Genomic DNA, 13,615 nt, shown 5'->3' on the forward strand with positions numbered 1-13,615 from the left:
CGTGGAGGTGTACGGATGAGCGACGGCCGTCGCCGGACGCCGGGCGGTGCGGACGCCGAGGGTCGTCAGCGACCCCCGTACTACCCTCCGCACGGCGAGCCGCTGCGCGCGCCGTGGGACCCGCAGGAGTCGACCCCGGGGCGCCGCCGGTCGGTGCCCGGATCCCGGGACCACCTGCGTCGGCAGACCCCGGTCGGCAGGTTCTTGGCCACCTGGGGCTGGCGCGCGTACGCGATCCCGGTGCTCGTGGTGCTCACCGCCCTGGTGATCGGGGACGCCATCGTCTCGCCGGGCGCGTCGGACGAGGACCGGGTGGTCCGGGCGGAAGAGACCCCGGCCGTGGTCGGGGTACCCGCGGCGGGTGAGGTCCCGCCCAGTGGTGAGTTACCGGAGGGCGGCTCCTTCATCGGGGCCGCGAGCGGGGAGTTCAGGATCGTGCCCGGCGGCACCGATCCGGTGGGACGCCCGACGGCCGAGCAGTTCAGCTACACGGTCGAGGTCGAGGACGGGATCGACACCGTCGACTTCGGCGGGGACGACTCGGTCGCCAGGATGGTCGACGCGACCCTGGCCAACCCCAAGAGCTGGACGGCCGACGGCGCAGTCGCGTTCCGGCGGATCGCCGGTGACGAGCCCGCGTTCCGGGTCTCGCTGGCGAGCCCCGTGACGGTCCGCGAGAACTGCGGGTACGACATCGAACTCGAGGCGAGTTGCTACAACTCGGCCACGGGTCGCGTCTACCTCAACCTCGCGCGCTGGGTGCGGGGAGCGAGGTCGTTCCAGGGCGACATCGGGTCCTACCGGCAATACCTGGTCAACCACGAGGTCGGCCACGCGATCGGCTACCCGGCCCACGAGCCGTGCCCCGCGGACGGCGCCCTGGCGCCGATCATGATGCAGCAGACGTTCGGCGTGAACAACGGCGACATCCACCAGTTGGATCCCGAGGGCGTGGTCCCGGACAACGACGACACGTGTCGATACAACGCGTGGCCGTTCCCCGACGGACCCCCGGTGGCGGGATGACCGCCGCGGGCGGACCGGGGGACCGCGGCCTTCCCCCGCTGGTGGAACCGGTACCGGAGCTCACGAGGGACGAGCGGGAACGGTACTCGCGGCACCTGTTGCTCGGCGCGATCGGCGACGAGGGGCAGCGTCGCCTGCGCGCCGCGTCGGTGTTCGTCGTGGGTGCCGGCGGCCTGGGCGCCCCGGTGCTCCTGTATCTCGCCGCGGCGGGTGTCGGGCGGATCACGGTCGTCGACGACGACGAGGTGGACCTCGGCAACCTGCACCGGCAGGTGATCCACTCCGTCGGGGCCGTGGGCCGACCCAAGGTGGACTCGGCGAGGGACCGTCTGGCCGAGTTGGCGCCCGGGGTCCGGGTCGACGCGATCCACGCCCGACTCGACGCCCTGAACATCGAGTCGCTTCTCGAGGGCCATGATCTGGTGATCGACGGCAGCGACAACTTCGCGACCAGGTACCTGGTCTCCGACGCCTGCGAGATCGCGGGGATCCCGCTCATCTGGGGGACCATCGACCGCTTCCGGGCGCAACTCGCCGTGTTCTGGTCGCGCCCACCGGCGCCCGCCGACCCGGTGACCCTGCGCGACCTCTACCCGTCCCCACCGCCTCCCGGGTCGGTGCCCAGCTGTGCCGAGGCCGGGGTCGTGGGTGCGTTGTGTGGCACGGTCGGGTCGATGATGGCAATGGAGGCGGTCAAGCTCGTCACGGGAGCGGGCCGGCCCCTACTCGGACGCCTGGTCCTGATGGATCTGCTCGAGTCGACCCACCGGGCGGTGACGATCCGACCGGACCCGTCGAGGGAGCCGGTCACCCGACTGCCCGACGGGGCCGACGACGTCTCCTGCGAGATGCCGGCGGCCGTGCCGGTCGTCACCGCCGCCGAGCTCGCGGAGGAGTTGACGCAGGCGGGGTCCCCCGGCGCTGCCGCCCCGGTCCTCGTGGACGTCCGCGGGGCGGGTGAGCGGTCCATCGCCCGGATCGAGCCGTCGGTGTGGGTGCCCCTGGACTCGGTCGCCGAGGACGCCGCGGACCCCACCGGTGTCCTCGGTCGCGCCGCCGCCCGGGGGCGCCTGGTCCTCTACTGCAAGTCCGGTGTGCGCTCCGCGCGCGCCGCCACGACCCTGTCCGGGGCCGGATTCACCGGCGTCCGGTCGTTGGCGGGCGGAATCGACGCGTGGACACGCGACGTCGACCCGTCCCTGCCCGGGTATTGACCGAGGAGGTGGGTAGCGTGGGCGGCGTGAACGATGCGAGGGTCCCCGAGCACGTCCGTGGCGCGTTCGGCGTGACGGACGGCCCGGCCGTCCCCGTGGTCGCCGGCTCCGGGACCGGCTGGCTGGTGTCCACCTCCGGTGCCGCCGTCGTGCTCCGCCCCGTCGCGGACACGGCGCTGGCGAACTGGTCCGCCCGGGTCCGGGAGGAACTGGACGTGACGGGGCTACGGGTGGCCCTCCCCGTCCGCTCGACCGATGGACGCCACGTCGTGTCCGGCTGGCGCGCCGACCGGGTGGTGTCCGGTCGCCCCGAGGCGCGCGCCGACGAGACCATCGCGTGGTCCGCGCGGATCAACGCGGCGCTCGCCGACGTGGAGCCCCCGCGGCCCGCCACCCGCCCGGCGAGGCGGCCGTGGGCCGAGACCGACCTGTTCGCGTTCGCCGAGGCGGCCGCCTGGGACGGTGACCCGGAGCACGACCTGGCGCCCGGGATGGAGGACCGCGGTACGCCCTTCGCGACCCACCGTGCGGCCGCTCTGCTCGGTGCGACGGGCCTCATCCGGCACCGCAGGCCGGTCGGGATCCCCGTGACCGGCGTCGTCCACGGGGATCTCGCCCGGGGTCTGCTCTTCGACTCGTCCGCCGAACCCGCACTGACCGACGTCGTGCCCTATGCCCGGCCGACCTCGTGGTCGGCCGCGGTCGTCGCCGTCGACCACCTGTCGTGGGGGACGGCCGACATCGGGGTCCTCGGCAGATGGCGCCATCTCGAGCAGTGGCCCCAGATGGTGTTGCGCGCTGCCGTGTTCCGGTTGGCGGTACACGCGCTGCACCCCGGTTCGCGGCCGCACGCGATGGACGGGTTGCAGTCCATGGCCCGCGAGGTCGGCGAGTTCGTGGGGGACACGTCGGCATGACCCCTCGTTCCCCGCGGGCATCGTCCCGCCAGGGTGCCCTCGCGTTTCCGCTCGTGGCCCTCGTCGGCGTCGTCCTCGTCTCGCTGAACCTCCGGACCGCCGTCACCTCCCTCAGCCCGCTGCTCGGGGTGATCGACGCCGAGATCGGCCTCGGCGCCGCCGGGATGGGGCTGCTCGGGATGGTCCCGACCGCCATGTTCGCCGTCTGGGGTGTGCTCACCCCGATCGTCCTACGCCGGGTGGGTCTGGAGATGCTCACGGTCCTGGCGATGGTCGCGGCGGCCGTCGGGCAGCTCATCCGGGCCGCCGCCCACGACCCCTGGGTGATGGGCGCGGGATCACTCATCGCGCTGGCGGGGATGGGGATCGGCAACGTCGTCGCCCCGCCCCTGGTCAAGAAGTACTTCCCCCGGCACGTGGCCGCGGTCAGCATGGCCTACATCACCGGTCTGCAGCTGGGCACCGTCGTCCCGGCGCTGGTGGCGGTGCCGGTCGAGGAGGCCGCCGGGTGGCGGGTCTCCATCGGGTGGTGGGCGGTCCTCGCCGTCGTCGCCGCGATCCCCTGGATCGTCGAGGTCGTGCGGCCGGGCGTCCCCACCGACTCCCCTCGTGCCACCGGGTCCCCCCGCCCCGCCGACGGCTCCACCGGCAGCGCCCCCACCAGCGCCCCCACCGGCGCCCCCGGCGGCTCCGCCGCGACCCCCACCCGGCGCATCCGCCCGTGGCGTTCGCCCGTCGGCGTGGCGCTGGCCCTGTTCTTCGGAACCAACTCCTTGTGCACGTACGCGTTCTTCACCTGGCTCCCGGCCGTGGCCGAATCGATCGGGATGACGCGCGCGGAGGGCGGGTTGGCGTTGGCGGTGTACTCGGCGATCGGCCTCGTCGCGGCGTTGGTGGTGCCGTGGGCGGCGGGCCGCTTCGAGGACCCGTACGCCGTCGTCGTCGTCTCCGTCGTGTCCTACCTGGCCGGGTTCGCCGGCCTGCTCTGGGCTCCCGGCGCGGCGTGGGTGTGGATCTGCCTGCTCGGCGTGGGACCCAGCACGTTCCCGCTCTGCCTCACGCTGATCAACCTCCGCACGCGCACCCAGGCCGGCTCCGCCGCGCTCTCCGGGTTCTCCCAGGGCGTGGGGTACACGGCCGCGTCCCTCGGGCCGCTCGTGTTCGGCATGCTGTTCGACGGCCCCGGGCTCGGGGCGGGCCTGGCGTTCCTCACGGTGGTGTTGGCGATCATGACGGTCGTCTCGCGGACCGCCTGCCGCCCGAACATGCTCGAGGACACCCTGCGCTGACCCTCGCGGCGGGGCGATGTCGTAGGCGTGTGGTCTCATCGAGCCGTGACAGAGCCCGTCGACACCCCGACCGCCAGCCGCGCCGCCCGCGCCGACCGCGCGGTCGGCCGTCCCGGGACATCCTGGCCGGCGGATCTCGACGACCTCCTCGGTCGTGACTGGTCGGGCGCCCGGACCGGTCGGCAGGATCGGTGGGTGGTCCGCGGGGGCCCGGGTAGCGGGAAGACCTCGCTGATCGTCGACGTGGTGCGTTCGGCGGTGGCCGGCGGGGTGGGCATGGACGGCGTCCTGGTCCTCACGGGTTCGGCGACGGCGGCGGCCGCCCTGCTCGAACAGTCCACTCGCGGCCTGCCTCCGGAGCTCGTGGTGGGCACCGATGCGCCGGTCCGTACCGTCCACTCCCTGGCCCACGCGGTCGTTCGGTTGGCGGCCGCGCGGGCCGACGCACCGCCCCCGCGGTTGCGCACCGGGGCCGAGCACGACGCGGTGGTGCGGGAGACCCTGTCGGGCGAACTGGCGGACGGGGCGCCGCACTGGCCGGAGCAGATGCGTCCGGCCCTGGCCACGGTCGGGTTCGCTCGCGAACTGCGCGACCTGCTCCTGCGCTCGCTGGAGAGGGGCATCGGACCACGCGAACTCGCCCGGTTGGGACGGACCGCGGGTCGGCCCGCGTGGGTCGCCGCCGCCGGGTTCTTCCGCCGCCACGAGGAGCAGATGGCATTGCGCTCCGGTGTGCGTTCCGGGCAGTCCGACATTCCGGAGGCGCTCAACGCCGCGGAACTGGTGGGGGCCGCCCTCGACGCGCTCACCGCCGATCCCGATCTCCGTGAGATCTTCCGGTCACGCCGGCTCGTCGCGGTGGACGACGCGCAACACCTCGATCCTCTCGCCGCCGAGTTCGTCGCGACGGTCGGTGGCGGCGCGGATGTGCTGCTGGTGGTCGAGGACGGCGACCAGTCGGTGTTCCGGTTCCGCGGGGCGGACGGCGGGCTCGCGCGGGCCGTGGTGGACCAGGGCGGCCGCGCCGTCGACCTCCACGCCGGACACCGCATGTCGCCGGCGATCACGGCGGTCGCGGCGCGTGTCGCGTCGCGGCTCCCCGGGGCCGCGCGCCACCGCCCCCGCGAATCGACCGGTGGTGCCGAGGGCTCGGTGGGGGTGACCGTCGCGGGCTCGGCCGCCGCGGAGGCGGCCGTCATCGCGGATTTCCTCCGCCGCCGCCACGTCCTGGACGGTATCGACTACGGGGAGATGGCCGTGGTGAGCCGCTCCCTGCCGCGGGTGGCGGATGCGGTCCTGGCAGCCCTTGACGCCGCGGACGTCCCCGTCGTCGACGCGGGTGCGGAGATCCCGCCGGCCCACGATCCCGTGGCGTCCGGGCTGCTTCTCCTGGTGCGCTCCGCGGTGGAGGGCGAGACCGGGACCGACGCCGAGCGGACCCTGGCCATGCTCTCGGGCCCGATCGGTCGCGCCGACGCGGTCGCGATGCGTCGTCTCCGGCGCGGCCTGCGGCGCTCCGGGATAGGCGGCACCGAACCGAGCGCGGACACGCTGCGTCGTCTGGTCCTCGCGGCGGAGGACCAGATCCCGCCGGGCCTCACCACCGTGGAGCTCGCGCCGGTGACGAGGATCCGACGGGCCCGGGCGGCTGTCCTTGCGGAGCTCGAGGCGGGCGGGACCGCGGAGGAGGCACTCTGGGCGGCGTGGTCGGCGTCCCGGCTGGAGCGGCGGCTCGTCCGTCAGGCGGTGGCCGCCGACCCGTGGTCCCGGTCAGCGGACCGCTCGCTCGACGCGGTCGTGTCGCTGTTCGACCACGCCGCCGACTTCGTCGACCGGGTGCCCGGCGGATCCGTGGCGCTCTTCTGCGACATCGTCTCCGGCGAGGACCTGCCCGCGCCCGGTCGTGCGGACACCAGGGCCCGCGGAGGGGCGGTCAGCGTGCTGTCTGCGCACGCCGCGGTGGGCAGACAGTGGCGGGCCGTGGCCGTGTGCGGCGTGCAGGACGGGGTGTGGCCCGCGCCCCGCCGGCGGTCCGGGCTGCTCGGGGTCGACGAACTGGTGGATCTGACCGAGATCGCCGGCGACGGTCCCGTGCCGTCCGAGGCCGAGCGGGCCGTGTCCTCCGCCGCCGCCCGCTCGGCCGAGGAACGGCGCCTGTTCTACGTCGCCTGTTCCCGCGCGAGCGATCATCTCCTGGTGACCGCGGTCGAGTCACCGGAGCAGGGGGATGTCGCCCCGTCCCGGTTCATCGACGAGATCTCCGACCTGGCCACCGTGGCCCCCACCACAGCCCCGACCGGGCAGGTGGCGGGCCTGCCCCCGCACGCGCCCACCGTGTTCACCCTGCCGCACCTGGCCGTCGATCTGCGGGCAGCTCTGCACGACCCGGCGACCGACCCGGAAGACGCCCGTCACGCGGCCGGGCTCCTCGCCGGCCTCCGCGACGCCGGGGTGGGGGTCGCCGATCCGCGGACCTGGTTCGGCGCCGCCGAGCCGTCCACGGCCGAGCCGGTGGTCACCGCGACGCCCGGAGTGCCCCTCGCGGTCCTCTCGCCGTCCGGTTTCGGCGCCCTGGAGGAGTGCCCCCTCCGGTGGTTTCTCCAGAAGGTGCGTGGCGACTCGTCGGACGCCGGATCGGCGGCGCCGCTCATCCGGGGCTCGGCGGTCCACGCGCTGACACAGGCGGTGGAGGGAGGGATCTCCGAGGACGCGGTACGCGCGGCCGTCCTGCGCCGAGCCGAGGCGCTCACGATGGCCCGCGGGTGGTTCGCCGAGCGGGGAGCGGAATCGATGGTCGAGATGGCCGAGACGTTCCGACTGTGGCGCTCCTCGACCCGCGACGAGTACTCCACGGCCGGGGTCGAGGAGCCGTTCGAGTTCGAGGTCGAGGGCCCCGTGCGCGTCCGGGGTCGGATCGACCGGCTCGAGGCGACCACGGCGGGGCAGGTGATCCCGGTCGACGTGAAGACCGGCGGTGCCGTGGCGAGCCAGGCCGATGCAGCGGTCCACCCGCAACTCGCCCTCTACCAACTCGCCCTGGCCAACGGGGCGGTCGACTCCGCCGCGGGGCGGGAACCGGGCGGAGGCCTCCTGCTCTATCTGGCGGGTCGGGAGGGTCGCATGCCGGCCGAACGGACCCAGGACCCGCTCGGTGCCGAGGCGGCCGAGGCGCTCACCCGGCGGGTGACGGAGGCGGGCCGCGCGACCGTCGGGCCGTCCTACTCGGCGAGAGCGGGCCGCTGGTGCGACCACTGCGACGTCAGATCCAGCTGCCCCGCGCAGCCCGAGGGAGAACAGGTGATCGGATGACCGCGACGATCGAGCCCGATGCCATCGCCGACGCGCTCGGGATCCACCGGCCGACCCGCGAGCAGGCCGAGGTGATCGCGGGTCCGGCGGAACCGACGCTGGTCCTGGCGGGAGCGGGTGCCGGAAAGACCGAGACGATGGCCGCCCGCGTGGTGTGGCTGGTGGCCAACGGGTACGCACGACCGGGGGAGATCCTCGGCCTGACCTTCACCCGTAAGGCCGCGCAGCAGTTGTCCCGCCGGATCCGCCGGCGACTCGACGCGCTCGCACGCAGTCCTCTGTGCACGGGCCCGGGAGCCGCCCCCGGGGTCGCCGAGGCGATCCGCACCGAGGATCCACAGATCTCGACCTACCACGCGTTCGCCGGGACACTGCTCGGGACGTACGGACTCCTCGTCCCCGTCGAACCGGACTCGCGGCTGCTCACCCCCACCGCCGCCTTCCAGCTCGCGCACGACGTGGTGTCGAGGTGGGAGAGCCCCCTGACGACCGGATCGACCCCCGGCCGGGTGACGCGCGACGTGCTCACGCTGGCAGGACAGCTGTCCGACCACCTCGTCACCACAGACGATCTGCGCACACACCCGGACCTGGTGACCACTCTCATCGCAACCCTGCCCCCCGGCCCGCGGCAACGCCAGACCCCCACGCTGTGGCTCCAGGAGACGGCCGACGTGCAGGGGCATCGCGACGAACTCGCGGACCTGGTGGACGCGGTCGCGGAACGCATGCGCGCCGAGTCGGCTCTCGACCACGGTTCGCAGATGGCCCTGTCGGCCACGGTCGCCCGCGACCACACCCAGGTCGGACAGGTCGAGCGCCGGGCGTTCCGGGTGGTCCTGCTGGACGAGTACCAGGACACCGGGCACTCGCAGCGCGTGCTGCTCGCGTCCCTGTTCGGAGGCGGGGCAGGGCCGGTGCCGGCGGTCACCGCAGTCGGGGACCCCATGCAGTCCATCTACGGTTGGCGCGGGGCCTCGGCCTCGAACCTCGACCGGTTCCGTGAGGACTTCCCCCTGGCCGGCGGTCAGCGCTCGCACCTCCGCGAACTCACCACCTCGTGGCGAAACCCCCCGGAAGTACTCACACTGGCCAACAGGATCACCGAGCCGCTGCGGGGCCGACCGGGGTCGATCCCCGTCCCCGAGCTGCGAGCCCGGCCCGGTGCCGAGCCTGCCGACCTCAAGGTCGCGGTCCTGGACACCGCGGCGGACGAACGGGAATGGCTGGCGGACGCGATTGCCGAGCGATACCGTGCGGCCGCCCGGGACGGGCACACACCGACCGCCGCGGTTCTGGTCAGGCGCAACGGGGACTCGGCGGCGATCGCCGACGCACTCGAAGCGCGCGGCCTGGCCGTCGAGGTCGTGGGCGTGGGAGGACTGCTCGACGTCCCCGAGGTCGCAGATGTGGTCTCACTGCTCACGGTGATCGCACGCCCGGGGGCCGGAGCCGCGCTGTTACGCCTGCTCACCGGCTCACGTTTCGCACTGGGAGCCGCCGACCTCGCCGCGCTCGCCCGGCGTGCCTCCCGCCTGTCGCTCCGTCGGACAGCGACCCCGAGGGGGGCGGTGACCGAACTGGATCAGTTGGAGGACATCCTCGACGCGATCGCCAGGGGAGAGGAGACCGACTCGGCCGGGCTGGCCGACGCCCTCGCGGACCCGGGTCCGGCGCGCGACTACAGCCCCGCCGGCACGGCGCGCATCGGCGAACTGGCGGGGATCATCTCGGGTCTGCGCGCCCGCTCCTCCGCACCCCCGCCCGCCTGGTCGCTGCCGCCGAGCAGGCGCTGGGACTCGACGCGGAGGTGCGTCTCCGCCAACGCGCCGGGGCCGGGGAGGCTCGCGAACAACTCGACGCGCTGCAGGAGGTGGCGGCGGGATTCCGACCGGACCGGGGAACGGGGTTGGATGCGTTCCTGGCCTACCTCGACCTCGCGCGCACGGTCGACAGCGGACTGGCGCGCGGTGAGGTCGCCGCGACCCCGGGGCGGGTGCAGATCCTCACCGTCCACTCCGCCAAGGGGCTCGAGTGGGAGATCGTGGCCGTTCCGCACCTGGTACACGGGGTATTCCCCTCCGACCAGGCACCCGAGACGTCGGTACGCACGGCGACCCAGTTGCCCGAGCAGTTGCGGGGGGACCGCGAGTCAGAGGACAACCCGGGCGGCGTCCCGGTGCCCCGGCTCGACGACGTGACCGACCGGAAACTCCTCCAGAACGCGCTGGAAAGCCACATCAAGCGGGTCAAGCGACGCTCCCTGGACGAGGACCGTAGGTTGTTCTACGTGGCGGTGACACGAGCGGAGCGGACGCTGCTGCTCTCCGGGTCGCACTGGATCGGAGCGACCGCGAAACCCAAGGGGCCCTCCGAATTCCTCGACGAGGTCGTCGAGGCGTGCGGGGGAGACGACCCACTAGGCGAGATCGACCACCTCGTCGTCACACCCTCGCCGATCAATCCCGCCACGGCGACTGCCGTGGAGGCCACGTGGCCGCGACCGGCCGCGCCGGACCGCGTCACCGTGGCCCGTGCGGTCGAAGCGGCCGCGCCGGTGGACCCGGAAAACGAGGACCCACCGGAAGCGGGACCGGCACGTCGCTGGCACCTGGCCGCGGCACCGTTGCTCGCCGACGCGCGGCGGGCGGCCGAACAGCGGGACGAGGTGGTGTTGCCCCGTCGGCTCACCGCGGGCCAGATCGTCGCCCTGGCGTCGGATCCCCAGGAGTTCGCGGACCGCCTGCGCAGGCCGGTCCCTTTCCGCCCCGACCGCTTCGCGCGGCGCGGCACCCGGTTCCACCTCTGGCTGGAGCACCGCTTCGGTGCCACCCACCTGTTGGACATCGACGACCTGCCCGGCGCCGGCGACCAGGGTGCTGTCGACGGGCTGTCCGAGGCGGACCTGACCGAACTGCAGGAGGCGTTCGAGTCGTCCCCGTGGGCACGGATGACTCCCGATGCGGTCGAGGTGCCCTTCGAGGTAGGACTCGGCGACCACCTGCTGCGCGGCAGGATGGATGCCGTGTTCGGGGCCGCCGGGGACGGCGACGGGTGGATCATCGTGGACTGGAAGACCGGACGCGTGCCTGCCGAACGCGACATGCCCGCTGTGGCCCTGCAGTTGGCGGTCTACCGCTACGCCTGGGCGAAGATCGCCACCGCCCGCCTGGGACGACCCGTGGAGCTCGAGAGTGTGCGCGCCGCGTTCCACTATGTGCGATCCGGGCGAACGATCGAACCAGCCGACCTGCCGGACGCCGACGAACTGCTCCGTATCCTCTCGGAGGGCCCCGGGCGGGGTCGGTTGTTGTCCCGGGGCGTGCGATAGGCGACTATTCATCTCGAAGATGGCAGGGTCCCCCGAGGGACACGTCGCGGAAACGGAGTCCCATGGTCAACAAGCGCGCACTGGCGTCGCGATTCCGTGGCCATGACCCGCTGGACGAGAGCCCCGACCACGCCCTCGTGGGCGTGGTGAGCATCCCGGAACACAGTGAGACGCCCTGGCGGCTGATCGGGAAACGCGTCGCGATGGCGCTCGCGGCGCTGTGTCTCGGGGTCCTCGTGGTGTGGCTCGACCGCGGTGGTTACACGGGTGGCGGCGGACCGGGCGGTGAGATGACGCTCGTCGACTGCTTCTACTACGCCACCGTCTCCCTCTCGACCACCGGGTACGGCGACATCACCCCGATCACCCAGCAGGCGCGGTTGATCAACACCATCGTCGTCACGCCGCTGCGCCTCGTGTTCCTCATCCTGCTCGTCGGCACCACATTGGCCGTGCTGACAGAGCAGTCCCGTCAGGCCTTCAAAATCCAGCGATGGAGGAGTCACGTGCGCAATCACACCGTCGTCGTCGGGTACGGCACCAAGGGCAGGTCCGCCATCGCGGCGATGCTCGCCGACGACACAGCCCCGGACGACATCGTCGTCGTCGACACCGACCCCCAGGCGCTCAAGGCAGCGGCCGCCCACGGATTGGTCACCGTCCACGGCTCGGCCACCCGATCCGATGTACTCAAACTGGCGGGACTCACGCGGGCCTCCGCGGTCGTGGTCGCCACCAACTCGGACGACACGGCCGTGCTGGTCACCCTCACCGCGCGAGAACTCGCGCCCAACGCCAAGATCGTCGCGACGGTCCGCGAGAGCGACAACAAACACCTGCTCAAGCAGTCCGGCGCGGACTCCGTGGTCGTCTCCGCCGAGACCACGGGACGGCTCCTCGGCCTGGCCACCATCACCCCGACCGTCGTGGGGATGATGGAGGACCTGCTGACCCCCGACGAGGGCTTCTCCATCGCGGAGCGGCGGGTCGAGGAGTCCGAGGTGGGCGGCTCGCCCCGACACCTCGCCGAACTCGTGCTCGGGGTGGTGCGCAAGGGGCAGCTCATCAAGGTCAACGAGTCCGAGGCGGACGCACTCGAGAGCGGCGACCGGTTGCTCTACATCCGGATGGTCTCCGGCTGAGGCACGGGCAGCGCGAGGATGCCGAGGGGACCGGGCTACGCTCGGTGGCGCCCGTCACGCCGCCGCGAAAAGGACCCCACACGATGCCGCTGGACTTCACCCTCGACTCCGACCCGGTGCTCGCGGTGGCGGCACCCGACAGGGCTGCGCCCCTGCGGCAGGACACCGACGAACTGACCAGGGGATGGGCGACGGCTCGCGTCATGAAGGTGGACCGACGCAACAGGTTCGCCGTCGAGCCGGCGCCAAGTGACCGGCAGCGGATCCGCCTGGAACCGGCCGTACATCTCGCCGACGCGCTCCCCGAGGAGGCCGTGTTCCTCGGGCGGACCGAGGACGCGCGGCACATCTGGGCGGTCCCGGTCGAGGAGCTCCCCGCCGACCCCGCGGTGACCTCGCTCCGATCCTGCGGGGCGGACCTGGTCGAGGGTGACGGGTCTCTGGCCGCCCAGGCCATGGCCCTGCTCGGATGGCATCGCGACAACGTGCGTGGGCGCGACCGCACCCACCACCCGCGCAGGGTGGACGCGGGATGGGCGATCGAGGACCCGTTCCACGGCGGCCTCGAGTACCCACGCACCGACCCGGCCGTGATCTGCCTGGTCCATGACGGGGGGCGCCGCGTCCTGCTGGCCCGCCAGCCGATCTGGCCCGCGGGCATGTACTCACACGTCGCCGGGTTCGTGGAGGCGGGCGAATCCCTCGAGGGCTGCGTCCGCCGCGAGGTCGCCGAGGAGGTGGGCGTGGTCGTCGACCGCGTGCGCTACCTGGGCAGTCAGCCCTGGCCGTTCCCCCGGTCCCTCATGGTCGGCTTCCACGCCATCGCGGACCCGGATGCGCCCATCGTGCTCGAGGACGAGGAGATCAGCGAGGCCGCCTGGTTCGACGTCGACCGGGTGCGTGACGCGCTGGCCGGCCGTGGCGACCTCATGGTGGCGCCGGCGGTCTCCATCGCGCACGTGATGCTGCGCTCCTGGGTCGCGGCGGTCGACGGGGACGGCGACGCCTGAGACCAGGGTCTCCGGCGTCGCCGTCGGGCCCGGGTGGGCGGGACGGTCCACGTGTCAGACCCCGGCGAGCTCCTCCAGCTTGGCGCGCACCTGCGACGCCGGGGGATTGGTGGCGGTGGTCCCGTCGGAGTACAGCGCCGTCGGGACGACCCGGTTGCCGCCGTTCACGCTCTCGACGAAGGCTGCGGCCTCGGCATCGGCCTCCACATCGATCTCGGTGTAGCCGATCTCCTTCTCGTCGAGCAGCTTCTTGAGCCGCGTGCAGAAGGGGCACCACGTGGTGGTGTACAGGGTCAGGGCGCCGGCATCGTCGTTCGTCGTCTCATCGCTCATGACGGGGTGTAACGCGCGCGACCGTGGGAATCATCCCGGGGGGA

9 protein-coding genes and 1 pseudogene are annotated in these 13,615 nt (G+C 73.1%); 9 read left to right on the forward strand and 1 reads right to left on the reverse strand.

Annotated features, from left to right (window positions below):
- Positions 1–15 precede the first annotated feature (15 nt).
- The 9 genes and pseudogenes from OVA21_RS03300 to nudC all read left to right on the forward strand — a co-directional run bounded on the left by OVA21_RS03300 (position 16) and on the right by nudC (position 13,238).
- Complete coding sequence (locus tag OVA21_RS03300) at positions 16–1,026, forward strand: DUF3152 domain-containing protein (RefSeq protein ID WP_268091756.1); 1,011 nt, start codon at positions 16–18, stop codon at positions 1,024–1,026.
- A complete protein-coding gene (locus tag OVA21_RS03305) occupies positions 1,023–2,240 on the forward strand; it encodes a ThiF family adenylyltransferase (RefSeq protein ID WP_268093105.1) in 1,218 nt (405 codons plus the stop codon). Before OVA21_RS03300 ends, OVA21_RS03305 begins: the two co-directional genes overlap by 4 nt.
- Positions 2,241–2,266: 26 nt before the next feature.
- Positions 2,267–3,157: a TIGR02569 family protein gene (locus tag OVA21_RS03310; RefSeq protein WP_167457919.1), complete on the forward strand. Its 891-nt coding sequence runs from the start codon at positions 2,267–2,269 to the stop codon at positions 3,155–3,157.
- Positions 3,154–4,446, forward strand: a complete 1,293-nt coding sequence (locus tag OVA21_RS03315) for an MFS transporter (RefSeq protein WP_268091757.1) — start codon at positions 3,154–3,156, stop codon at positions 4,444–4,446. Before OVA21_RS03310 ends, OVA21_RS03315 begins: the two co-directional genes overlap by 4 nt.
- A 45-nt stretch (positions 4,447–4,491) precedes the next feature.
- Complete coding sequence (locus OVA21_RS03320) at positions 4,492–7,755, forward strand: UrvD/REP family ATP-dependent DNA helicase (protein ID WP_268091758.1); 3,264 nt, start codon at positions 4,492–4,494, stop codon at positions 7,753–7,755.
- A pseudogene (locus OVA21_RS19235) lies at positions 7,752–9,242 on the forward strand (ATP-dependent helicase); the annotation flags it as partial. The gene OVA21_RS03320 and the pseudogene OVA21_RS19235, both read left to right, overlap by 4 nt.
- A 509-nt stretch (positions 9,243–9,751) precedes the next feature.
- Complete coding sequence (locus OVA21_RS19240; RefSeq protein ID WP_326493461.1) at positions 9,752–11,086, forward strand: 3'-5' exonuclease; 1,335 nt, start codon at positions 9,752–9,754, stop codon at positions 11,084–11,086.
- A gap of 62 nt (positions 11,087–11,148) precedes the next feature.
- The gene (locus tag OVA21_RS03330) at positions 11,149–12,228 is read left to right on the forward strand and encodes a potassium channel family protein (RefSeq protein WP_268091759.1); all 1,080 of its coding nucleotides are present in this window, start codon (positions 11,149–11,151) and stop codon (positions 12,226–12,228) included.
- A gap of 83 nt (positions 12,229–12,311) precedes the next feature.
- Positions 12,312–13,238, forward strand: coding sequence for an NAD(+) diphosphatase (nudC, locus tag OVA21_RS03335; protein ID WP_268091760.1), 927 nt, complete (start codon positions 12,312–12,314; stop codon positions 13,236–13,238).
- Between the two features lie 54 nt (positions 13,239–13,292).
- On the opposite strand, the gene OVA21_RS03340 is transcribed toward nudC, so the two are convergent.
- Positions 13,293–13,571 carry a mycoredoxin gene (locus OVA21_RS03340; protein WP_268091761.1) on the reverse strand — a complete coding sequence of 93 codons (279 nt, stop codon included), beginning with the start codon at positions 13,569–13,571 and terminating at the stop codon, positions 13,293–13,295.
- Positions 13,572–13,615 lie beyond the last annotated feature (44 nt).

The organism is Dietzia sp. SL131 (assembly GCF_026672565.1).
GTDB lineage: Bacteria > Actinomycetota > Actinomycetes > Mycobacteriales > Mycobacteriaceae > Dietzia > Dietzia kunjamensis.